Annotated in this window: 18 protein-coding genes and 1 pseudogene; 9 read left to right on the top strand and 10 right to left on the bottom strand. The window is 64.4% G+C overall.

Annotation, left to right across the window (positions count from 1 at the left end):
* Window positions 1-96 precede the first annotated feature (96 nt).
* On the top strand, window positions 97-1,383 hold the full coding sequence (locus tag NH14_RS01610; protein ID WP_035527906.1) for a 4-aminobutyrate--2-oxoglutarate transaminase: 1,287 nt from the start codon (window positions 97-99) through the stop codon (window positions 1,381-1,383).
* Window positions 1,384-1,527: 144 nt separating this feature from the next.
* Window positions 1,528-2,979, top strand: a complete 1,452-nt coding sequence (gabD, locus tag NH14_RS01605) for an NADP-dependent succinate-semialdehyde dehydrogenase (protein WP_035527909.1) — start codon at window positions 1,528-1,530, stop codon at window positions 2,977-2,979.
* 174 nt (window positions 2,980-3,153) lie between these two features.
* On the opposite strand, the gene NH14_RS01600 is transcribed toward gabD, so the two are convergent.
* The 6 genes from NH14_RS01600 to cyoA form a co-directional block, all read right to left on the bottom strand.
* Complete coding sequence (locus NH14_RS01600) at window positions 3,154-3,765, bottom strand: hypothetical protein (RefSeq protein WP_084225551.1); 612 nt, start codon at window positions 3,763-3,765, stop codon at window positions 3,154-3,156.
* Window positions 3,766-4,103: 338 nt separating this feature from the next.
* Window positions 4,104-5,306 (bottom strand): 3-oxoadipyl-CoA thiolase, encoded by a 1,203-nt coding sequence (gene pcaF, locus NH14_RS01595; RefSeq protein ID WP_035527914.1) that lies wholly within the window; start codon window positions 5,304-5,306, stop codon window positions 4,104-4,106.
* Window positions 5,307-5,549: 243 nt separating this feature from the next.
* A complete protein-coding gene (gene cyoD, locus NH14_RS01590) occupies window positions 5,550-5,870 on the bottom strand; it encodes a cytochrome o ubiquinol oxidase subunit IV (RefSeq protein WP_035527916.1) in 321 nt (106 codons plus the stop codon).
* A complete protein-coding gene (cyoC, locus tag NH14_RS01585) occupies window positions 5,871-6,482 on the bottom strand; it encodes a cytochrome o ubiquinol oxidase subunit III (RefSeq protein WP_035527919.1) in 612 nt (203 codons plus the stop codon). It lies immediately after the preceding gene.
* A 3-nt stretch (window positions 6,483-6,485) separates the two neighbouring features.
* Window positions 6,486-8,489 carry a cytochrome o ubiquinol oxidase subunit I gene (cyoB, locus tag NH14_RS01580; protein WP_035527921.1) on the bottom strand — a complete coding sequence of 668 codons (2,004 nt, stop codon included), beginning with the start codon at window positions 8,487-8,489 and terminating at the stop codon, window positions 6,486-6,488.
* A 5-nt stretch (window positions 8,490-8,494) separates the two neighbouring features.
* A complete protein-coding gene (cyoA, locus tag NH14_RS01575) occupies window positions 8,495-9,385 on the bottom strand; it encodes a ubiquinol oxidase subunit II (RefSeq protein WP_035527923.1) in 891 nt (296 codons plus the stop codon).
* A 607-nt stretch (window positions 9,386-9,992) separates the two neighbouring features.
* Here cyoA and NH14_RS01570 point away from each other — a divergent pair.
* On the top strand, window positions 9,993-10,817 hold the full coding sequence (locus NH14_RS01570) for an IclR family transcriptional regulator (protein WP_035528273.1): 825 nt from the start codon (window positions 9,993-9,995) through the stop codon (window positions 10,815-10,817).
* Window positions 10,818-10,877: 60 nt separating this feature from the next.
* Here the strand turns inward: NH14_RS01570 and phnN are convergent, their stop codons facing one another.
* Genes phnN through phnF form a run of 3 tightly spaced genes read right to left on the bottom strand, consistent with a single transcriptional unit; the run spans window position 10,878 to window position 12,942 of the window.
* On the bottom strand, window positions 10,878-11,441 hold the full coding sequence (phnN, locus tag NH14_RS01565; RefSeq protein WP_035527925.1) for a phosphonate metabolism protein/1,5-bisphosphokinase (PRPP-forming) PhnN: 564 nt from the start codon (window positions 11,439-11,441) through the stop codon (window positions 10,878-10,880).
* On the bottom strand, window positions 11,438-12,190 hold the full coding sequence (locus tag NH14_RS01560) for a DUF1045 domain-containing protein (protein WP_035527928.1): 753 nt from the start codon (window positions 12,188-12,190) through the stop codon (window positions 11,438-11,440). Before NH14_RS01560 ends, phnN begins: the two co-directional genes overlap by 4 nt.
* Window positions 12,187-12,942: a phosphonate metabolism transcriptional regulator PhnF gene (gene phnF / locus NH14_RS01555; protein WP_035528274.1), complete on the bottom strand. Its 756-nt coding sequence runs from the start codon at window positions 12,940-12,942 to the stop codon at window positions 12,187-12,189. Before phnF ends, NH14_RS01560 begins: the two co-directional genes overlap by 4 nt.
* A gap of 235 nt (window positions 12,943-13,177) precedes the next feature.
* Between phnF and NH14_RS01550 the strand changes: the two are divergent.
* The 5 genes and pseudogenes from NH14_RS01550 to NH14_RS01530 form a co-directional block, all read left to right on the top strand.
* Window positions 13,178-13,372: pseudogene (locus NH14_RS01550) on the top strand (phosphonate C-P lyase system protein PhnG); the annotation flags it as partial.
* A gap of 463 nt (window positions 13,373-13,835) precedes the next feature.
* Entirely contained in the window at window positions 13,836-14,603 is a 768-nt protein-coding gene (locus tag NH14_RS01545) for an ABC transporter substrate-binding protein (RefSeq protein WP_035527931.1), read from the top strand.
* Between the two features lie 267 nt (window positions 14,604-14,870).
* Window positions 14,871-15,986 (top strand): succinylglutamate desuccinylase/aspartoacylase family protein, encoded by a 1,116-nt coding sequence (locus tag NH14_RS01540; RefSeq protein ID WP_035527936.1) that lies wholly within the window; start codon window positions 14,871-14,873, stop codon window positions 15,984-15,986.
* A 393-nt stretch (window positions 15,987-16,379) separates the two neighbouring features.
* Complete coding sequence (locus NH14_RS01535; protein WP_035527938.1) at window positions 16,380-17,549, top strand: porin; 1,170 nt, start codon at window positions 16,380-16,382, stop codon at window positions 17,547-17,549.
* Between the two features lie 112 nt (window positions 17,550-17,661).
* A complete protein-coding gene (locus NH14_RS01530) occupies window positions 17,662-18,087 on the top strand; it encodes a DUF6232 family protein (RefSeq protein WP_035528278.1) in 426 nt (141 codons plus the stop codon).
* A 42-nt stretch (window positions 18,088-18,129) separates the two neighbouring features.
* Here NH14_RS01530 and NH14_RS01525 read toward each other — a convergent pair whose 3' ends face one another.
* Complete coding sequence (locus NH14_RS01525) at window positions 18,130-20,595, bottom strand: glycogen/starch/alpha-glucan phosphorylase (protein WP_035527941.1); 2,466 nt, start codon at window positions 20,593-20,595, stop codon at window positions 18,130-18,132.
* A 428-nt stretch (window positions 20,596-21,023) separates the two neighbouring features.
* Between NH14_RS01525 and NH14_RS01520 the strand changes: the two genes are divergently transcribed.
* A complete protein-coding gene (locus NH14_RS01520) occupies window positions 21,024-22,373 on the top strand; it encodes an MFS transporter (protein ID WP_035528281.1) in 1,350 nt (449 codons plus the stop codon).

The following is a 22,373-nucleotide window of genomic DNA, read 5'->3' as shown; positions in this document are numbered from 1 at the left end:
AATTTTAGAGCCAAACGTGAGTATAGTCGCGGCATGGACCCAGCAGTGGTCCACCCATCAAACCAGCAACCGACACCGTTTTCGAAGGAGACGACCGTGAGCAAGAACGCCGAACTGCAGAACCGCAAGAACGCCATTACCCCGCGCGGCGTGGGCGTGATGTGCGACTTCTATGCCGAGCGCGCCGAGAACGCGGAACTGTGGGACGTCGAAGGTCGCCGTTTCATCGACTTCGCGGCCGGCATCGCCGTGTGCAACACGGGCCACCGCCATCCGAAGATCGTCGCCGCCATCAAGGCGCAGCTCGACCACTTCACCCACACCGCCTACCAGATCGTCCCCTACGAGTCGTATGTCTCGCTGGCCGAGAAGGTCGCGCAACGCGCGCCGGGCAGCTTCGCCAAGAAGACCGCGTTCTTCACGACCGGCGCCGAAGCCGTCGAGAACGCCGTCAAGATCGCCCGCGCCCACACCGGCCGTCCGGGTGTGATCGCCTTCGCGGGCGGCTTCCACGGCCGCACGCTGATGGGCATGGCGCTCACCGGCAAGGTCGCCCCGTACAAGCTCGCGTTCGGCCCGTTCCCGGCCGACGTCTACCACGCGCCGTACCCCAACTCGGTCCACGGCATCAGCACGGCTGATTCGCTCAAGCACATCGAGATGCTGTTCAAGGCCGACATCGATCCGAAGCGCGTCGCCGCGATCATCTTCGAACCGGTCCAGGGCGAAGGCGGCTTCTACCAGGCGCCCGCCGACTTCGTGCGCGGCCTGCGCAAGATCTGCGACACGCACGGCATCCTGCTGATCGCCGACGAAGTGCAAACGGGCTTCGCGCGCACTGGCAAGCTGTTCGCGATGGAGCACTACGACGTCGCACCGGACCTCATGACGATCGCCAAGAGCCTCGCCGGCGGCATGCCGCTGTCGGGCGTGGTGGGCCGTGCGGAAGTCATGGACGCGGCAGCGCCTGGCGGCCTCGGCGGCACCTACGCGGGCAACCCGCTGGCTGTCGCTTCGGCGCACGCGGTGATCGAGATCATCGAAGAAGAAAAGCTGTGCGAGCGCGCCACCAGGCTCGGCGACAAGCTCAAGGCCAAGCTCGACGCGATGAAGGCCGAAGTGCCGCAAATCGCCGACGTGCGCGGCCCGGGCGCGATGAACGCCGTGGAATTCTGCAAGCCGGGCACGAACGAGGCCGACGCCGACTTCACCAAGCGCGTGCAAACGGCCGCGCTCAACCGTGGCCTGCTGCTGCTCGTGTGCGGCGTGTACTCGAACGTCGTGCGTTTCCTGTTCCCGCTGACGATTCAGGACAACGTGTTCGACGAAGCGCTCGCGATCCTCGAAGAGTCGCTCAAGGAAGCCGTGGGCGTGCCGGCGTAAGCCTGCGCCGCAAGACCCCGGAAAGTCCATCGGCCCGCCGCGCGCGGGCCATCCACGAAACGGCACACCGGCGTTTGCCGCTGTGCCGTTTGTCGTTCTTACTGCATTGATTTCGAATCGAATCACGTTATCGGGAGCTCGGGCATGAACCTGAAAGACGCATCGCTGCTGCAAAGCAAGGCCTATATCAACGGCGAATGGCAAGGCGCTGAAGACGGCGCCACGCTCGACGTGACCAACCCCGCCACGGGCGCGCTGATCGGCACGGTGCCGCGCATGGGCGCCGCCGAAACGCGCCGCGCGATTTCGGCCGCGAACGCCGCATGGCCCGCATGGCGCGCCAAGACCGCGAAGGAGCGCAGCGTCATCCTGCGCAAGTGGCACGACCTGATGATGGCGAACGCCGACGACCTCGCGCTTATCCTCACCACCGAGCAAGGCAAGCCGCTCGCCGAGGCGAAGGGTGAAATCGGCTACGCCGCGTCGTTCCTCGAATGGTTCGCCGAAGAAGGCAAGCGCATTTACGGCGACACGATTCCGACCGTCGCGAGCGACAAGCGCATCGTCGTGACCAAGGAACCCGTGGGCGTGTGCGCCGCGATTACGCCGTGGAACTTCCCCGCCGCGATGATCACGCGCAAGGTCGGTCCCGCGCTCGCGGCCGGCTGCCCGATCGTGCTCAAGCCCGCCGAAGCCACGCCGCTCTCGGCGCTCGCGCTGGCCGTGCTGGCCGAGCGCGCGGGCGTGCCCGCCGGCATCTTCAGCGTCGTCACCGGCGACCCGAAGGCCATCGGCGGCGAACTCACGAGCAACCCCACCGTGCGCAAGCTCTCGTTCACGGGCTCGACGCCGGTCGGCCGCCTGCTGATGGGCCAATGCGCGGCGACGGTCAAGAAGGTCTCGCTCGAACTGGGCGGCAACGCGCCGTTCATCGTCTTCGAAGACGCCGATATCGACGCGGCAGTGGCCGGCGCCATCATCTCGAAATACCGCAACAGCGGCCAGACCTGCGTGTGCACGAACCGCTTCTACGTACACGACGCCGTGTACGACACGTTCGCGGCGAAGCTGCGCGATGCGGTGGAAAAGCTCAAGGTCGGCCTCGGCACTGAAGCCGGCGTCACGCAAGGTCCGCTCATCAACGAAGCGGCTGTGCTGAAGGTGGAATCGCATATCGAAGACGCGCTCGCAAAGGGCGCGCAAGTGCTCACGGGCGGCAAGCGCCACGCGCTCGGCCATGGCTTCTTCGAACCCACCGTGATCACCAACGTCACGCCCGCGATGAAGGTCGCCCGCGACGAAACGTTCGGCCCGCTCGCGCCGCTGTTCCGCTTCTCGTCGGACGAAGAAGTGATCAGGATGGCCAACGACACCGAGTTCGGCCTCGCAGCGTACTTCTACAGCCGCGACATCGGCCGCGTGTGGCGTGTGGCTGAAGCGCTCGAATACGGCATGGTGGGCATCAACACCGGCCTGATCTCGAACGAAGTTGCACCGTTCGGCGGCGTGAAGCAATCGGGCCTCGGCCGCGAAGGCTCGCACTATGGCGTGGATGACTACGTCGTCGTCAAGTACATGTGCATGGCAGGCATGTAAGCCGTCGCCAGAAACTCAGCACGACGAAAAACGGGCGCCGTGAAAGCGCCCGCCAAAAACCGGAACGCCGGCATATTGCGATGGATTCGCGATATGCCGGCGTTCCGGTTTGTTCCGGTTTGTTCCTGCTGATGCGGCCGGGCCGCGCGGCCCGGGCACTGCCTGCTTCGCTAATCAGTCCGTTGCGCCAACCGGCGTAACCTGCGTTGCATAAGCGGAGACGAACACGGCGTGGATGGTGTCGCCAACCTTCAATTTCTTCAGATCGACGTCGGGCGTAGCGTCGAGCGTGACCGTCTGATATGCGCCGCGCAGCGTCACTTCGCGCTTCTTCGCGTTGATGTGCTGCACGGTGGCCTGGACTTCGACCTGGCGCGCCGCGTCGTAGCCCGACGAAGCCGGGAGATAGACGTTCGTGTCGACACGCTTGCGAATGCCCTTGTCCTTGCCCGTCACTTTTTCGGCCGTCACGAGCAGCGCGTTCTTGTAAAGCACGTCGACGGTGTCACCCACGTTGAGCTTGTCGAAGTTGGCGACTTGCTGGCTAAGCCCGATCTGGACTTCGTTGCCGCGCGGACCGCGCACCGTGATCACGCGCGAGGCGCGGTCGATGCCGACGATCTGCACCTTCACGTGGACCGGCGGTTCGTTCGCGACGATAGCTTGCGTCGCGCTAGCGAGCGCCGACTGAGCCTGGGGCGCTGACGCCGGCTGCTCCGTTTGCGCCGATGCCGCTTGCGCGAACGCCATACCAAGTACCACTGCCGCCAACGCTGTTGCCTTCATCATCCGTATTCTCCTCAAAAATCGGGGGGTATTTTTGCTGCAACGGCTTGCGCCGAAGCGTCAGGATTCTACGCGTACCGATCAAAAAGCGACTAGTAGATGGCCGCGAGCCACATCAGATTAAGCGAAACGTATAAAAAAAAACCAACGCTCAATTGATCGGCATCGAATACGGAACAATACTGATGATTTTTACGAATCTTGAAACACCGTATTAGCGCGCTGAATGAAAAAAGCCGCGAATCCGAAAATTCGCGGCTTTAGTGACACTCTGGTGAACCGGCAGCTCAAGCTTGTTTCGGCCACCTGAACGGCATCAAACTCGAATCAAACGTGGATCAAACACGCTCGATGGCGATGGCAATGCCCTGGCCTACGCCGATGCACATCGTGCACAGCGCATAGCGCCCCTGCGTGCGATGCAACTGGTACATCGCCGTGGTCACGAGACGCGCGCCGCTCATGCCCAGCGGATGACCCAGCGCGATGGCGCCGCCGTTCGGGTTGACGCGGGGATCGTCATCGGCCACGCCGAGCATGCGCAGCACGGCCAGCCCTTGCGAAGCGAACGCTTCGTTGAGCTCGATCACGTCGAACTGGTCGATGGTCATGTTCAGATTCGCGAGCAGCTTCTGCGTGGCGGGCGCCGGACCGATGCCCATCACGCGCGGTGCAACGCCCGCGGTCGCGATGCCGAGCACTCGCGCACGCGGCGTCAGACCGAAGCGCTTCGCATTGGCCTCGTTTGCGAGCAGCAGCGCGCACGCGCCGTCGTTCACGCCCGACGCATTGCCCGCGGTGACCGAGCCATCCGCGCTCACGACGCCCTTGAGCTTCGCCAGCGTTTCGAGACTCGTCTCGCGCGGATGCTCGTCGCGCGACACCACGAGCGGATCGCCCTTCTTCTGCGCGATTGTCACCGCAACGATTTCCTGTGCGAGCGTACCGTCTGCCTGCGCACGCGCGGCCTTCTGCTGGCTGCGCAGCGCGAACGCGTCCTGATCGGCGCGGCTCACGCCGTAATCGACGGCAACGTTCTCGGCGGTCTCGGGCATCGAGTCCACCCCGTACTGCTGCTTCATCAGCTTATTGACGAAGCGCCAGCCGATGGTCGTGTCGTAGATGGCGGCGTCGCGGGCGAAGGCGCTTGCCGCCTTGCCCATCACGAACGGCGCGCGGCTCATGCTCTCCACGCCGCCCGCGATCATCAGCCCCGTCTCGCCGGACTTGAGCGCGCGTGCGGCAATGCCGATGGCATCCATACCCGAGCCGCACAGCCGGTTCACCGTCGAACCCGGCACTGCCTGCGGCAGGCCCGCCAGCAGCGACGACATGCGCGCGACGTTACGATTATCTTCGCCCGCCTGGTTCGCGCAGCCGTAAATCACGTCGTCGATTACCGCCCAGTCCACCTCTTTGTTGCGCTCCATGAGCGCCTTGAGCGGCACCGCGCCGAGGTCGTCGGCGCGAACCTGCGCAAGGGCGCCCGCGTAGCGGCCGATCGGCGTGCGTATCGCGTCGCAAATGAATGCTTCCGTCATGAGAGTCTCCAGGTTCAGATGCAATTTGTTCGTTACACGAACTCATGATCGGCAATCGAACAATTGGCGTCCATGATAGGCGTCGCGTCGCGCGGGTGTCAAGCCGGCATCTCTCCTGGTCCGCGAAGCAAATTCCATCAGATGAAATGAAAACGGCCACACAGAACTTATGTCTGTGCGGCCGTCGGCCTGCGGAGGAAGCGCCCCGAATTGCTTTCTGAGGCGCCGGGCAGAACCCGTGAATTACCGTGACATCATGTTCATACCGACGTTGTGCATGACCCAGATCGTGCCGAAGATCAAGAACGCAGCGGCCAGCACAGTATAGGCGAGCGAGAGCACGTTCCAGCCCTGCCCCGACGACGTGTTCAGATGCAGGAAGAACACGAGGTGCACGACCACCTGTACGAAGGCAAGCACGGCGAGCACGACCATCATGGTGTTCGGCGCCATCGTGCCGTGCATGACGATGCCGAACGCGCCGGCGGTCAACAGCACCGCGAGAATAAAGCCCGCAACATAGCTGCCGAGGCTGCCATGGGCTTCGCTATGAGAATGCGCCATTTAAATCACGCTCCCGAGGTAGACAAAGGTAAACACGCAGATCCACACCACGTCGAGGAAGTGCCAGAAAAGGCTCAGGCATGTGAGGCGGCGCACTTCCCGCTCGTCCAGCTCCGGGCGGCGGATAACCTGCATCATCAGCACCGCCATCCAGACGAGGCCGAAGAAAACGTGCAGGCCGTGCGTGCCGACCAGCACGAAGAACGACGAGAGGAACGCACTGCGCTGCGGGCCCGCGCCCTCGGCAACCAGGTGCGAGAACTCGCGCAACTCCAGCACGAGGAACAGCGCTCCCAGAACGAAGGTCACGGCCAGCCAGCCGACGACCGCGCCGCTCTTGCGCTGCTGCGCGGCGAGCATGGCGAAGCCGTAGGTGATGCTGGAAACCAGCAGCACCGCGGTTTCGACTGCAACGTCGCTGATGTTGAACAGGTCCTTGCCGGTTGGGCCGCCCGCGAACTGATGCCCGAGCACGCCGAACGTCGCGAACAGCGCCGCGAACAGGACGCAGTCGGTCATCAGGTAGACCCAGAACCCGAACACGGAATGCGACGGCGGGTGATCGTCGTGATCGAAATCGGCAAGCGTTGCCGGATTGGTTTTTTGTAACATCAGTTAAGCCTCCACAGCGACCAGTTCGCGCTCGGCGGCAACCGCCGCGCGATGGCGCGTCTCTTCGATCTCGCGAACCTTCGCGGCCGGAATGTAGTAGCCGTCGTCGTCGCTAAAACTGCGTGCGGCAACGATAACGACGATGGCGACGAAGGCGAGTACGCCAAGCCACGTGATATGCCAGACGCCCGCGAAACCCAGCAACAGACTGAACACGCCAATGAAGAAGCCAGCCGAAGTATTCGACGGCATGTGAATGTCCTTGTACTTCGCGGCGAGGCCCATGCCACGGCCCGTTTCCTTCATGTGGGTGAAGGCGTCGAGCTCCTGCACCTGCGGAATGAGCGCGAAGTTATAGACCGGCGGCGGCGACGAAGTCGCCCATTCGAGAGTGCGGCCGTCCCACGGATCGCCTGTGACGTCGTGGCACTCCGCCTTGTTGCGGTTCACGAACGCCATCACCCACTGCAGCACCTGGAACACCACGCCAACCGCGATGATGGCCACGCCGATGGCGGCCACGATGAAATACGGCTGCCATGCGGGGTTGTCGTAGTGGTTCAGGCGGCGGGTTGCGCCCATGAAGCCGAGCACGTAGATCGGCACGAACGCCACGTAGAAGCCCACGAACCAGCACCAGAACGACGCCTTGCCGAGCTTTTCACTGGGCTTGATGCCGAACACCTTCGGGAACCAGTAATGCAGGCCCGCGAGGTAGCCGAACACCACGCCGCCAATGATGGCGTTATGGAAGTGCGCAATCAGGAAGAGCGAGTTGTGCAGCACGAAGTCCGCGCCCGGAATGGCCATCATCACGCCGGTCATGCCGCCGATCGAAAACGTGACCATGAAGCCGATCGTCCAGAGCACCGGCGCGGTGAAGTGCACACGCCCGCGATACATGGTGAACAGCCAGTTGAAGATCTTCACGCCCGTGGGGATCGCGATGACCATGGTGGCAATGCCGAAGAACGCGTTGACGTTGGCACCCGAGCCCATCGTGAAGAAGTGGTGCGCCCACACGAGGAACGCGAGAATCATGATGGCGCACGACGCATAAACCATCGTTTTGTAGCCGAACAGCGGCTTCTTGCAGAACGTGGCCATGACTTCCGAATAGATGCCGAACGCGGGCAGCACGAGGATGTACACCTCGGGGTGGCCCCACGCCCAGATCAGGTTCAGGTACAGCATCATGTTGCCGCCGCCGTCGTTCGTGAAGAAGTGCATGCCGAGGTAGCGGTCGAAGCCCAGCAGCGCAACGGCGATCGTGAGGATCGGGAAGGTGGCCATGATGAGCACGTTCGAGCACAGCGCCGTCCACGTGAACACCGGCATCTTCATGAGGCTCATGCCCGGCGCGCGCATCTTGATGATGGTCACGAAGAAGTTGATGCCGGTAATGAGCGTGCCCACGCCCGATAGCTGCACGGCCCAGATGTAGTAGTCGACCCCGACGCCTGGACTGAACTGCAACTCGGACAGCGGAGGATAGGCGAGCCAGCCCACCTGCGCGAACTCGCCGATCACGAGCGAAACGTTGATGAGAATCGCGCTGATGGCCGTCATCCAGAACGACAGCGAGTTCAGGAACGGGAACGCCACGTCGCGCGCGCCGATCTGCAGCGGCACGACGAGGTTGAACAGGCCGACCATGAGCGCCATCGCCATGAAGAAGATCATGATGACGCCGTGCGCCGAGAATATCTGGTCGTAGTGATGCGGCGGCAGGTAGCCCGGCGCGTCGAGCGCGATGGCCTGCTGGATGCGCATCATGACGGCGTCCGCGAAGCCGCGTACGAGCATGAGCACGGCCACGATCATGTACATGACGCCAATGCGCTTGTGGTCCACGCTCGTGATCCACTCGCTCCAGATGTACTTCCACTTGCCGCTCACAGTCACGAGACCGAGCACGCCGATCACGATCAGCGCCATGAATGCCGCGGCGCCCATGATGATCGGCTGATCGAACGGAACTGCCTCTAATGTAAGTTTGCCGAACATGCCGCTTACCCCTTGGTCACGCACGACGGATCGGTGAAATCCGTGACGTGGCCGTTGTTGTACTTCCCGATGATGTTGTTGAAGAGCTTCGGATCGACCGTCGAGAAGTATTCGACCGGCGCCTTCTCGCTGGGCTCCGAAACCCTCGCGTACTGGTCCATCGACAGCGAGGTTTGCGACGCCTTCACCTTCTGGACCCAGGTGTCGAAGTCCTGCTGGCTCGTGGCGAGCGTGCGGAACTTCATGTCCGAAAAGCCCTTGCCGCTGTAGTTAGCCGAGATGCCCGCATAGTCGCCGGCATGATCGGCAATCAGGTGCAGGCGCGTTTGCATGCCCGCCATTGCGTAGACCTGGGTGCCCAGTTGCGGGATGAAGAACGAGTTCATCACCGAATCCGACGTAATGCGGAAATTGACCGGCGTGCCCACCGGCACGGCCAGCTGGTTCACCGTGGCGATGCCGAGGTCCGGGTAGATGAAGAGCCACTTCCAGTCGAGCGCGACGACCTCGACATTGATGGGCTTGACGTTCGATTCGATCGGCTTGTACGGGTCGAGCTCGTGAGAGGTCTTCCAGGTGAGGATTGCGAGGAACAGGATGATGACGGCCGGAATGCTCCAGACGACTACTTCAATCGCGGTGGAATGCGCCCATTTGGGGGCGTAGGTGGCGTTGCGGTTGGATGCGCGGTAGCGCCAGGCAAAAAAGAGCGTGAGCAGGATCACCGGCACCACCACGAGCAGCATGGCCCATGTGGCGGTGGCGATGAGGTGCTTTTCGGCTACGCCGATGCTACCCTTGGGATCGAGCACGGTCAGTTCGCTGCACCCCGCGAGGGAGGCGAGCAGCCCGCTGCCGAGGGGGATTAACCACCTTTTGAAGGCTTTTCTCTTCATGTTTGCCTGCGTTTTCGTTTAACTACCTGGACGCTTTCATGTATTTGCATCGCAAAAATGCCGGCGCAAAATACACCCCTACGTGTTTGGCGAAATTCTACGGAAATGCGTTATCCGAAAATTTGATCCAAGCCAAGGTTTTCTGATCGCGACAAAGCTAGTCCGTACAAGCGCGACAGTACGACGCAATTAACTTTCACCTACCCTTCATGCACGTGCTCAGCCCCGAACAGCGGGCTTCCCGCGCACGACAAATTTCCGGCAAGGTGAAAACGCAGAAGAAGACGGAGCGTCGAAAAAAGGGAAATCAGAGGATCCCGGCCTGGATCCGACAGCACTATTCGACTAGCCCAATGGAAAATAATCTGATAATAGGATCGACCTTATTCAAGGCGCTTTCATCTATTTAATATTTATGTCAATACCAAATAAAATCATTAAATTGTCGAAAATCAAATATTGAGCCAATAAAACCTGCGACCTCTCCGAATTTCCCGTCTCGGCCAGCGCCGTCCACCGCGCACCGGTTGGCGAATCCATGCGCTTGCGCTATCGTCATGGGTTCCTTACGCGCCGCCTCCAGCCCTTGATCCGACGCCACGACGCCATGAACCCCGCCAGCCGCGCTTCGCACGCCCCTTCCGACGAGCAGCCGGAGTCCCACGAAAAGCCGGGCGACTCCTACGTGCAGTCGTTCGCGCGCGGGCTCTCCGTGATTCGCGCGTTCAATGCCGAGCGCCCCGAGCAGACGCTCACCGATGTCGCCGCGGCCACCGGCCTCACGCGCGCCGGCGCGCGCCGCATCCTGCTCACGCTGCAAACGCTCGGCTATGTGGAAGCCGAAGGACGACTGTTCCGGCTCACGCCCAAGATTCTCGACCTCGGCTTCGCGTATCTCACGTCGATGCCGTTCTGGAACCTGGCCGAACCGGTCATGGAGCAACTCTCGGCCGAGGTGCACGAAAGCTGCTCGGCCGCCGTGCTCGACCGCACCGAGATCGTTTATGTGCTGCGCGTGCCCACGCACAAGATCATGACGATCAACCTCTCGATCGGCAGCCGCCTGCCCGCCTACTGCACGTCCATGGGCCGCGTGCTGCTCTCGGCGCTCGACGAACCGACGCTCGACGCCACGCTCGGCGCGATGCCGCTCTACGCGCACACGCCGCGCACCGTCACCGACAAGGACGAGCTCAAGAAGATCATCGCGCAGGTGCGCCAGCAGGGCTGGTCCATCATCGACCAGGAATTGGAGGGCGGACTTATTTCGATCGCCGCGCCGATTCGCAACCGTCAAGGCCGCGTGATCGCTGCCATGAATATCAGCGGGAATGCCCAGCGCACCTCGGCCAAGCAGATGGTCAAGGCCTTTCTCGAACCGCTTCTACAGGCCGCTCAGCGCGTCTCGGAGATGGTGGCGTTGCGCACCTGATTCCTCTCTCCCTCTCTCCCCCTCTCCCCAACCCCTCTCCCTATGGGAGAGGGGCTTTTGTTACTTCGCTGTTACACGCTGCACCGCCTCGACGAAAGCCAGCCCCGCATCCTCCAGCCGCCCCGAGTTGTCGATGTGCGTGAGCGATGCACCCGCCGGCACCTCGAACGACGCGCGCCGCGCAAGGCGCGCGGCGATCTGCTCCGGCGTCTCCCGTGCACGCGAGGCAAGCCGCGCCGCCAGCACGTGCTGCGCGGCGTTCACATGCACGAGCGTCATCTGCGGATAGCGCGCCAGCGCCTCGTTCACGTACGCACGCGAGCCGTTCAGCACCACCGTGCAGCCAAGCGCAAGCCACTGGTCGATCTCCACGCCAATGCCATACCGTAGCGCATGGCTGCGCCATTGCAGCGCGAACAGGCCAAGGCGCGAGCGCGCCTCGAATTCCGCGTCGGTGAGCGCGATGTGGTTCTCGCCGCCGTCCACTTCGCGCGTGATGTAGCGATGCGCGAACAGCACCCCACCTGACGCGAGCCGCGACCGCGCAAAGCCGAGCAGCGAGTCCTTGCCCGCGCCCGAAGGACCCATCACATAGATCAGGCGCGATGTCGTTCGAGTTGTCATGCGTGCTCCCGTACCCGCACGTGTACCGAGTCGTCGGCGGGAAAATCCACGCGGCGCCACAACGAGAACGGTTCTCCCGGGCGCGGCTCGACGTAGAGTGCGACGCCCTCCACGGGCAGCGCGCCCACATCGCGCATCAGGGCATTCCAGGCGTGCGCGAGCGCGGCGCACACGGCTGCGTCGTCGAGCGAATCGGAAAGCGTCATGTGGAAGCGGAACTCGTCGAACACGTACGGATACCCCCAATCTTCGACATAGGCGCGCTGGCGCGGCGTGAGCGGAGCGTCGAGCCGCTTCGCGAGTTCGTCGGCGGTCTGCGAGGCGCGCAGGTGGCCCAGCGCGCGCAAGGCGTCGGCGGCGAGTTCGCGCAGTGCCTGCGCGCCGTTTTCGTCGGCGGCTCGCAGCGCGACGAAGCGCCCGAGCATGGCCGCCTCCACCGCGACTTCAAAGCGCGCGCGCCCCGCCGCCCACGCCTGCGCGGCAGCCACGAGCGTCTGAGGCGTCACACCCGCCGCAAGCCGGAACGGCGGCACGAGCGTGCCGTGCCAGCCGTAACGGCGCGGCGCACCGGTAAGCGCGTCGAGCGGCTGCGCGAGCCCAACCGGTTGCGGCGGCGCAAGCGTCTCGCCGCTTTCGGGGTCGCGGCCTAGCCAGGCACAGCCTGCCCGCCACCACGCCGAGGCGCGCGGCGGTGCGTAATAGAGCGCGAAGCGCGTCGCCTCGCTCCAATCGTCGTGCGGCGCGCTCATACGTCGTGCTCCACCATCAACTGCACGCGGTCCGCCGCGAAATGCGTGATGCCGTACTTGATGGGCACGCCGTCGAGATCGACGTCGACGTTCTCCACCCACAGCACCGGCTGCTGCCGGTTGATATTCAGCCGCCGCGCCACTTCGGGCTCGGGCAGCACGCTGCCGATGCGGCTCCACTTGCGCAGATAATCGCTCACGCCGAATTCGGCGAGCGCCTTCGAGGTGCTGTCCACGCGCGCCATGACCGCGGGCAGATCGGCGAAGCGCGCGGCCGGATACCAGCTGCGCGCATATGTGAGCGGCACGCCCTCCGATTCGTGCAGCGTTTCCAACCGATACACGTGCGCGCCGGCGCGCATGGCGAGCGCCTTCGCCACGCCCGGATCGGCCTTCACCCGCGACGAAGCGAGCAGCTTGCCCACCGCAGAATGCTGATGACGCTGCAAGTTCTCGGTGAAGCGCGTGCGCTTGCCGATGGTGTAATCGATCGCGCCGGGCTGCACGAAGGTGCCGCGCCCCTGCTCCACGCTAACGAGGCCGAGCGCGGCAAGCCCCAGCATCGCGCGCCGCACCGTGTGGCGGTTCACGTCGAAGCGCCGTGCCAGTTCGCCTTCGCTCGGCAGCCTGCCGTCGTCGCCAAAGCCTTTCGCCGCGATCTCAGCCGCGAGAATCTGCTCGATCTGCCGCCACACCGCCACGCCTGCGCCGCGCTCGAGCGTGCTGTGCGGGGCCTCGTCGTTCGATGTCATGGTGCCGTCATTCATCCGGGGTTCAATATCGGCTGTAGCTTGCGCATTGTAGTGCGCACGGCGTGATGGAAATATGAAAACGTTCTTCGTTGCGCGCACGCGTTAGTCGTCCGTATATACGTCTAGACGTTTAGATGAGTAGATGCTTCAATGTACACCTCCGTTCACGACACAGGAACTCCGATGAACGCATCTTCGCCCCCCCTCCGCGGCGCCCAACGCGCGCCGCGCCTGGATGGCGGTGCTCGCGCGCACGCCGCGCGCCGAACTCGAAACGGCGCTCGTTGGCGCGCTCGGCGGCGAAGCCATGCCGGCTTTCGAGTGGCTGCGCGCGCCCCAGACCGGGCTCGCGATGGTGCGCGGGCGCATTGGCGGCACCGGCAATGCCTTCAATCTCGGCGAAGCCACCGTCACGCGCGCGACGTACCGCGCGGGTGCGCGCGTGGTCTGATGCAGGGTCCAATTTAAGCGTCCATATAACACGCGCCTTACACCCAAACTAACACCACACCCTCGTTTCTTTTTCAACTCGCCTACATACGCCGACACGCACCCGCATGCCCCGCCGCACATTCTTCAGACTGTTGCGGCGGTGCATCGCAATCGCCGTCGCCGGTGCCGCGCGCAGCGCCCGGTCCAAGCCCCGAACGCCTTGTCCCACAAGGGTTTGCGCCTCCCGCCACAGTGCACGAACGTCCGTTAGCGCGCTTCGAATCCCGCCATCCGGTATAACACTAGCCACGCAGCAATTTTGACCGTGTAAGCTTTGCGCCGCCGCTCGCTCCCAAGCCAGCGAGCCCAAGCAGAGTTCCTGCGCGAGCCGCGCCGGAACCATGCGTGGCGACGGCACGACCGCCCGCTGCGCGCCCTGAACCATACGAGGAGTACACATAGTGAAAAAACTGCTTGCCACCCTGTCGGTTGCCCTGCTCGCGGTCTCGGCCGGCGTCGCCCACGCGAAGGATTGGTCCACCGTGCGCTTCGGCGTCGACGCGAGCTACGCGCCGTTCGAATCGAAGGCACCCGATGGCAAGCTCGTCGGCTTCGACATCGACCTCGGCAACGAAATCTGCAAGCGCCTGAACGCGAAGTGCGTGTGGGTCGAGCAGGACTTCGACGGCATGATCCCGGGCCTGAAGGCGAAGAAGTTCGACGGTGTGCTCTCGTCGATGACGATCACCCCGCAGCGCGCCGAGCAGATCGCTTTCTCGGCGAAGCTGTTCAACACGCCGACGCGCCTCGTCGCCAAGAAGGGCACGTCGCTCCAGCCGACGGCCGAAGCGCTCAAGGGCAAGACGGTGGGCGTCGAGCAGGGCACGATCCAGGAAACCTATGCGAAGGAAAACTGGGCGCCCAAGGGCGTGACCGTGACGCCTTACCAGAACCAGGACCAGGTCTACGCCGACCTGATCTCGGGCCGTCTGGACGCAGCGCTGCAGGATGAAGTGCAAGCCGACCTCGGCTTCCTGAAGACGCCGCGCGGCGCGGGCTTCCAGTTCGCCGGCAAGGAAATCCCGACCGGCGCCGCCGCCATCGGCCTGCGCAAGGAAGACGCCGACCTGAAGGCGAAGATCGACAAGGCCATCGCCGACATGATCAAGGACGGCACGTACAAGAAGATCGAAGCGAAGTACTTCGACTTCGACGTGTACGGCGGCTAAGCCCTGCGCGTCCTGCGGGAAAGCCGGCGTTGCGTGAAAGCGCGCTCCGGCTCGACGATGGAAGAAAGCCCGGCCTTAGCGCCGGGCTTTTGTTTTTCTGGCTTGCCTGCCCTGACGCGAGTCACCAGGCTCATCCGGCGCGCGCCAACGCCAGCTTTCAGCCCGCTGTCCAGATCGGCTAAGATCATGGGCACCGGCCCGCCAGCGGGCCATCCCTACCCTCACTCTGAACGCGCCGCGCGCCCTCACGCGCCGCGCGAGCCCATCATGCAAACTCAGCACCATCCGTTGATAGCGCCCGCCCTCGGCACCGCGCGCCAGATCACGAGCTTCCACTACGGCCAGCCCGGCGGCAAAAAGGTGTATGTGCAAGCGTCGCTGCACGCCGACGAGTTGCCCGGCATGCTCACGGCTTGGGCGCTGCGGCGCAAGCTGGCCGCGCTCGAGGCAGCGGGCAAGCTGCGTGGCGAAGTGGTCGTGGTTCCGGTAGCGAACCCGATCGGTTTGAACCAGCACTGGCTCGGCCATCTCATCGGCCGTTTCGAGTCGAATACCGCGCAAAACTTCAACCGCAACTTCTACGATCTCACGGCGCTCGTGCTGCCGCGCATCGAGTCGCGGCTCGGCCCCGACGCCGCCGCGAACCGCGACGCCATTCGCACCGCGATGGGCGAGGCGCTCGCGACGCAAACGCCGAAAACCGAAATCGAATCGCAGCGCCTCGCGCTGCAACGCCTCTCCTACGACGCCGACATCGTGCTCGACCTGCACTGCGACTGGGAAGCCGCGCTGCACATCTACACGAATCCCGAGCTCTGGCCCGAGGTTGAGCCGCTCGCGCGCTATCTGGACGCCAAGGCGTCCCTGCTCGCGCTCAATTCGATCGGCAATCCGTTCGACGAGATTCACAGCTTCTGCTGGTCGGAACTGCGCGAGCGTTTCGGCCAACGCTTTCCGATTCCCCACAGTTCGATTTCCGTGACCGTGGAATTGCGCAGCCAGCGCGACGTCTCGCACGAATTCGCCGAGCACGACGCGCAGGCCATCGTCGAATATCTGACCGGCTATGGCTTGATCGACGGCCCGGCGGCCCCGCTGCCGCCGCTCGCGTATCCGGCCACGCCGCTCGCCGGCACGGAGCCGATCGTTGCGCCTGCGAGCGGCGTGATCGTGTTTCGCGCCGAATGCGGCGCGTGGATCGAAGCCGGCGCGCCGGTTGCCGACATCGTGGACCCGCTCACCGACACCTTGACCACGCTGCACGCGGGCGTGAGCGGCGTGATGTACGCACGGCATAGCGCGCGCTTCGCAACGGCCGGCATGGAGGTCGCGCGCATTGCAGGCGACAAGCCGATCCGCACGGGGTCGCTGCTGTCGCTTTGACCGAAGCGTTACGCGCATAGGGCTCATGCTCAGGCATGAGCCCTATGCGCCAAAGCGATCAATTCCGCCTCAATTAATTCGGATTTCATATAAATTGGCGATCCATATACGAATCTGAATTATTCAAAGCAGAAAATTTTATAACCCGGTTTTCTCCGCAACCGGCACTGCGCCCGTCCCCTCCCAGATCCCTCTGAGCCAATTTCGGCGCGGCTCTTGGCCGCCCGCTGCCACTCGCAAGCCCCCTGTCGCATTTGTGCCACACGAAGGCGACATTCGTCCTGCATATCCTTACTGTCACATTCGTTTCTTTACCGACCCTTACATTGCAGCGCGTCGCATAACCGGCTCTCCAGAAGCCGGGGACTTACTTTCCTTAATTCGGAGAAACAGTTGAAAAACAAGATTCTGACCGCCGCTATTCTCACCACGTTTGCCGGGGCAGCCAATGCGCAAAGCAGCGTGACTCTGTATGGCCTGATCGATGCGGGCGTGAACTACATCAACCACGTCCAGAACGCGACGAAAGGCAGCTCGAGCGCGTACACGTTCGGCGACGGCGTCGCACAAGGCAGCCGTTGGGGCCTGCGCGGCTCGGAAGACCTGGGCGGTGGCCTGAAGGCGATCTTCGTGCTCGAAAACGGCTTCAACGTCGGCAACGGCACGGCAGGCCAGGGCAACTCTCTGTTCGGCCGTCAAGCGTATGTCGGCCTCACGCACACCAACGTCGGCTCGCTCACGTTCGGCCGCCAGTATTCGTTCAGCACGGACGTGCTCGGCTCGCAGTATTCGACCGGCGGCAACACGGTTTCGGGCAACTGGGCATACCACGTCAACGACGTCGACCAGCTCACGTCGAGCCGCATCAGCAACGCGGTCAAGTTCCAGAGCGTGAACTACTCGGGCTTCACGTTCGGCGGCCTCTATGGCTTCTCGAACACGACCTCGTTCGCGGGCGCGCCGGCTGGCACCACCACGGCTTCGTCGCGCGCGTACAGCTTCGGCGCGAACTACGCCTATGGTCCGTTCAGCCTCGGCGGCGCGTACACCGACATCACTTATCCGGCCGCGGCATCGCCCACGTCGTTCTCGACCACGCTCGCCAACGTCAACACGACGGGCGGCGCCAAGGGCGTGATCCACGACCTGCGTTCGTTCGGCTTCGGCGGCCGCTATGTGGCCGGTGCGGCGACGATGTGGCTGCTGTGGACCAACACGCGCTTCGCGCCGGTCGCCGGTTCGTCGACGATCTACAACGCCTATGAAGCGGGCGGCAAGTACGCCTTCACGCCGGCCTTCACGGGCGCGCTGGGCTACACCTACTCGCGTTCGTCGGGCCTCGTCACGGCGCACTGGAACCAGGTCAACGCGTCGGCCGACTACGCGCTCAGCAAACGCACGGACGTGTACGCGCTCGTCGCTTACCAGGACGCATCGGGCACCTACCAGGGCGCGCCGGTGCAGGCACAGATCGGCGACTCGGCGTCGAGCATCTTCGCGCCGTCGGGCAGCGGTTCGCAGAACCAGGTGGCCGTGCGCCTGGGCATCCGCCACAAGTTCTAATCAAGCGCCAGCCTTGCGCCGCATGGCGCCGCTCCCAGCGGCGCCATGCTGGCTGCCGATTCACGCGCGCTTCTGGTACGCTGCGCCCTTTCCCCTCGCAGCGATCGAATCGATGGAACTCCCCTTCAACGAAGCTGGCGTGTCGGTCACGCGCACCGCGCTCTCCGCCGCGGGCCAGGTTTTCCCGCTGCGCGATATCGACGACATGCGCATCGTCCCCGGGCAGCGCAAGCGCACGGTGCCCATCGCACTGTCGCTGATCGGCGTGGCAGGCGCGGCGGTGGGCGGCGCATACGGCTCGGGCGCCGGGCTCGCATGCGGCGTAATGCTGGTGGTGGTGGGCTGGCTCGCGTGGATCTGGCAGGAGGCCCCGCATCAGTTGATCGTGGTGACGGGCGGCGAATCCCGCGAAGCAGTCTGGAGCGCCGATCTCGTCTTTCTCGAACGCGTCGAACGGGCCGTGCGCTCGGCCAAAGCCGCCAGCACCGCAAGCAGCCCCGGCGCCGAGCCCAGCGCGTCGCGCCCCGCCGCGCAGTAATAAATCCACCGTCTGCACGGCGAGTCAGTTCAGGGGCGCAAATCAGCGCCCCATTTCAATCGGCTTCGTGCGCCAGATCTCCTTCGCGTACTCCGCAATCGCGCGATCCGACGAGAACATGCCCATGCCCGCCACGTTCTCGATCGCGCTCGCGGTCCAACTGCGCACGTCGACGAAGCGCCGGTCCGCGGCCTCCTGGGCCTGAACGAACGCGGCGTAGTCGGCCAGCACCATGTAGTGATCGCCCCAGTCCACGAGCGTGTGGAAGATTTCCTGATAGCGCGCGGGATCGTCGGGCGCGAAAAAGCCGCGGCGAATCTGGTCGAGCGCCATGCGCAGCTCAGCATTCTCCTCGTAGATCTGGCGCGGCCGGTAGCCCGCGGCGCGCAGCGCGTCGACCTGATCGGCCGTATTGCCGAAGATGAAGATGTTGTCGTCGCCCACGGCCTCGCCGATCTCGATGTTCGCGCCGTCCAGCGTGCCCATCGTGAGCGCGCCGTTGAGCGCGAGCTTCATGTTGCCGGTGCCTGACGCCTCGGTGCCCGCCGTGGAGATCTGCTCGGAAAGATCGGCGGCGGGAATCAGCAATTCGGCCACGCTCACGCCGTAATTCGGCACGAACACCACCTTGAGCCGATCGCCCACGACAGGGTCGTGATTGACCTTCTCGGCCACGTCGTTGATGAGGCGAACGATGGTCTTGGCCATGCGGTACGCCGATGCCGCCTTGCCCGCGAACAGCACGACACGCGGCACCCAGTCCCGTTCGGGCGACTGCACGATGCGGTTGTAGCGCGTGATCACATGAAGCACGTTGAGCAATTGCCGCTTGTATTCGTGGATGCGCTTGACCTGCATGTCGAACAGCGCGTCGGGGTTGAACGCGAGGCCGGTGCGCGCGGTCATCCGCCTGATGAGACGCGCCTTGTTCTCGCGCTTGGCCGCGCGGAACGCCTCTTCGAACGCCGCGTCGCCGGCGACCTTGCGCAGCGCGCCGAGCTCGAACAAGTCCTTGCGCCATTGCGTGCCGATGGTCTCGTCCACGAGCCGCGCGAGCGGCGGGCTCGCCTGGGCGAGCCAGCGCCGCGGCGTGATGCCGTTGGTCACGTTCGTAAAGCGCTCAGGATAGAGCCGTGCGAAATCGGCGAAGATATCGCGCGTCATCAACTGCGAATGCAGCTTCGAAACGCCGTTCACCTTGTGGCTCGCGACGATGGCGAGATAGGCCATGCGCACGCGCCGCTGGCCGTATTCGTCCACGAGCGAAATGCGGCGGATAAAGTCGAGATCGTGCGCGCCCTTCTCTTTGAACTTGCTCGCCTCGCTCAGAAACGCGGCGTTGATGTCGAAGATGATTTCGAGGTGGCGCGGCAGCAGGCGCCCCAATAGTTCGATGTCCCAGGTTTCCAGCGCTTCGGGCATCAGCGTGTGATTCGTGTACGAGAACACGCGCTTGATATGGCTCATCGCCTCGTCCCATGGCATGTGATGAACGTCCACGAACAGGCGCATCAGTTCGGGAATCGCCAGAACCGGATGCGTATCGTTCAGGTGCACCGCGACCTTGTCCGAAAAGCGGCCGAACGTGCTGTGCGTGCGCAGGTAGCGGCGGATCAGGTCCTGCATCGTCGCCGAGACGAAAAAGTATTCCTGGCGCAGGCGCAACTCGCGGCCCGCCATGGTCGAGTCGTCGGGATAGAGCAGGCGCGAGACGTTTTCGGAGACGTTGCGTGCCTCCACCGCGCGCTGATAATCGCCCTGATTGAACGCGGAGAGGTCGAGTTCCTCGCAGGCGCGCGCGGACCACAGCCGCAGCGTGTTGGTCGCGCTCGTTGCGTAGCCGGGAATGATGGTGTCGTAGGCCATCGCGTTCACGGTGTGCGTCTCGATCCATTCGACGGTGCCGTTGCGCTGCACGGTGCGTCCGCCGAAATGCACCGGATACTGCACCTCGGGGCGCGGATACTCCCACGGGTTGCCCGAGCGCAGCCAGTAGTCCGGCTCCTCCACCTGCTCGCCGTTGATGATCTGCTGGCGAAACATGCCGTAGTCGTAGCGGATGCCGTAGCCGAAGCCCGGAATGCCGAGCGTGGCCATCGAGTCGAGAAAGCACGCGGCGAGCCGGCCGAGACCGCCGTTGCCGAGCGCGGCGTCGGGCTCGAGGTCGATGAGCGACTCCATGTCCACGCCGAGGCCCGAAAGTGCCTCTTTCATCGGCTCGTAAATGCCGAGCGCGAGCAGCGCGTTGGAGAAGGTGCGGCCGATGAGAAACTCCATCGACAGGTAATAGACGCGCTTGGCGTCCTGGTCGTACTGGCGGCGCGTGGTCGTCATCCAGCGCTCGACGAGGCGGTCGCGCACGGCCAGCGAGGCGGCGTGCAGCCAGTCCTGCGGACGCGCGGTCACGGCGTCCTTGCCGACGCCGTACATCAGGCGGTTCGACACGGACCGGCGCAGGGCGTCGGCACTGCTCTTCAAGTGGTCGAATTCAAGACCCACTGCTGTCATCGAATTTCTCCCGTAAAACGGCGGGCGGAGCGAAGGAGGGCAGGGCAAATGCTGCGGTCAATGCAGCAGCCCGGCCGCCGCAAGTCAGTTTGCAGAGTAGGACATTTTTGCCTCCCGTGCGGCGCTGCGCCATGGGCTTCGCACGCCGAAGTACGCGTGAATCCGCGGCGTGGCGGCGGCTCGGGGGATTGCACGCATCAGGCAATTAGTTGCGTTTCACAGGCTGCTCCGCCCCTGTTCCCTTTGAAGCGTCCGCTGCAGAATCGTGCAAGGTCTGCAACAATCGCAGAATTGCCCGCGCCGCGTCTACCGCGCCGCCGCGCGCGTTTCCCGCCCCAGCTTCGCATCATCCGAGACCCGCCGTGTCCGATATCCGCACCGCGCAAAGCCTCACCGAGCGCGCCGACGCGCCCATGCCGCCCGATCGCATGTCGCCCAAAAACCGCCGCGCGATGGCCGCCATCATGCTCGCCGTCGCGCTGGCGACGCTCGACACCGCCATCGCCAACACCGCGCTGCCCGCCATCGCCACCGATCTGCACGCGGCGCCCGCCGCCTCGGTCTGGATCATCAACGCCTATCAGCTCGCGATGGTGGCGACGCTGCTGCCGCTCGCCGCGCTCGGCGACATCATCGGCCATCGACGCATCTATATCAGCGGGCTCGCCATCTTCACGGTGGCCTCGCTCGCCTGCGCGCTCGCGCCTACGCTCACGGCGCTCGCGGGCGCGCGCGTGCTGCAGGGCCTCGGCGCGAGCGCGATCATGAGCGTCAACACGGCGCTGATCCGCTTCCTGTACCCGCCACACCGGCTCGGGCGTGGCGTCGGTATGAACGCGCTGGTCGTGGGCGTTTCGTTCGCCGTGGGGCCGACCGTCGCCTCGATCGTCCTTTCGGCAGGCACCTGGCCGTGGCTGTTCGCGATCAACGTGCCGCTCGGCGCGATCGCGCTCGTGTTCGCGCTGCCCGCGCTGCCGCATACGGAACGCGGCAAGCACGCGTTCGACCCGCTCGCCGCGCTGCTCAATCTCGTGACCTTCGCCGCGCTGATCTTCGCGCTCGGCGAAGCGGCGCAGCGCGCGCCGGCAAAAGAAGTGATCGTGGCGGCCCTCACCGCGCTCGTGTTCGGCGCACTGCTGATCCGCCGCGAGGCCGGCCATCCCGCGCCGATGCTGCCCGTGGACCTCTTCAAGCGCCCCGTGTTCGCGCTCTCTTCGATCACGGCCATATGCGCGTTCGCGGCCCAGGGGCTCGCGTTCGTCTCGCTGCCGTTCTATTTCGAAACCGTGCTGATGCGCAGCCAGGTGGAGACCGGCTTCCTGATGACGCCGTGGTCCGTAGTGGTAGCCGCCGCCGCGCCCATTGCGGGGCGGCTCTCCGACCGCTATCCGCCGGGCCTGCTAGGCGCGGCGGGGCTCGCGATCCTCGCGGCCGGCATGGCGTCGCTCGCGATGCTGCCCGCGCATCCGGGCGTGATCGACATCGTGATCCGCATGTCGATCTGCGGCGCGGGTTTTGGTTTCTTCCAGTCGCCGAACCTGAAGGCGATCATGTCGTCGGCGCCGCCCGAGCGCAGCGGCGGCGCAAGCGGCACCATCGCGGTCTCGCGCCTGCTCGGACAAGCGACGGGCGCGGCGCTCGTGGCGTTGTGCTTCGGCATGGTGGGCGCACGCGGGCCTACGGTGGCGCTGGGCCTCGGCGGCGTCTTCGCGGCGGCGGCGAGCGTGGCGAGCGGGCTGCGGCTGTTCGCGCCGTCGCATCGCGCGATCAAGCGGTAA

Source organism: Paraburkholderia sacchari, from assembly GCF_000785435.2.
Lineage (GTDB): Bacteria > Pseudomonadota > Gammaproteobacteria > Burkholderiales > Burkholderiaceae > Paraburkholderia > Paraburkholderia sacchari.
Note: the sequence above shows the minus strand (reverse complement) of the source record. Positions and strands in the feature narration are given on the sequence as shown.

Coding starts and splice junctions, on each gene's coding strand:
- gabD (WP_035527909.1), top strand. CDS start 1,528: ATGAACCTGAAAGACGCATCGCTGCTGCAAAGCAAGGCCTATATCAAC.
- NH14_RS01600 (WP_084225551.1), bottom strand. CDS start 3,765: ATGAAGGCAACAGCGTTGGCGGCAGTGGTACTTGGTATGGCGTTCGCG.
- pcaF (WP_035527914.1), bottom strand. CDS start 5,306: ATGACGGAAGCATTCATTTGCGACGCGATACGCACGCCGATCGGCCGC.
- cyoD (WP_035527916.1), bottom strand. CDS start 5,870: ATGGCGCATTCTCATAGCGAAGCCCATGGCAGCCTCGGCAGCTATGTT.
- cyoC (WP_035527919.1), bottom strand. CDS start 6,482: ATGTTACAAAAAACCAATCCGGCAACGCTTGCCGATTTCGATCACGAC.
- cyoB (WP_035527921.1), bottom strand. CDS start 8,489: ATGTTCGGCAAACTTACATTAGAGGCAGTTCCGTTCGATCAGCCGATC.
- cyoA (WP_035527923.1), bottom strand. CDS start 9,385: ATGAAGAGAAAAGCCTTCAAAAGGTGGTTAATCCCCCTCGGCAGCGGG.
- NH14_RS01570 (WP_035528273.1), top strand. CDS start 9,993: ATGAACCCCGCCAGCCGCGCTTCGCACGCCCCTTCCGACGAGCAGCCG.
- phnN (WP_035527925.1), bottom strand. CDS start 11,441: ATGACAACTCGAACGACATCGCGCCTGATCTATGTGATGGGTCCTTCG.
- NH14_RS01560 (WP_035527928.1), bottom strand. CDS start 12,190: ATGAGCGCGCCGCACGACGATTGGAGCGAGGCGACGCGCTTCGCGCTC.
- phnF (WP_035528274.1), bottom strand. CDS start 12,942: ATGACATCGAACGACGAGGCCCCGCACAGCACGCTCGAGCGCGGCGCA.
- NH14_RS01540 (WP_035527936.1), top strand. CDS start 14,871: ATGCAAACTCAGCACCATCCGTTGATAGCGCCCGCCCTCGGCACCGCG.
- NH14_RS01530 (WP_035528278.1), top strand. CDS start 17,662: ATGGAACTCCCCTTCAACGAAGCTGGCGTGTCGGTCACGCGCACCGCG.
- NH14_RS01525 (WP_035527941.1), bottom strand. CDS start 20,595: ATGACAGCAGTGGGTCTTGAATTCGACCACTTGAAGAGCAGTGCCGAC.
- NH14_RS01520 (WP_035528281.1), top strand. CDS start 21,024: ATGTCGCCCAAAAACCGCCGCGCGATGGCCGCCATCATGCTCGCCGTC.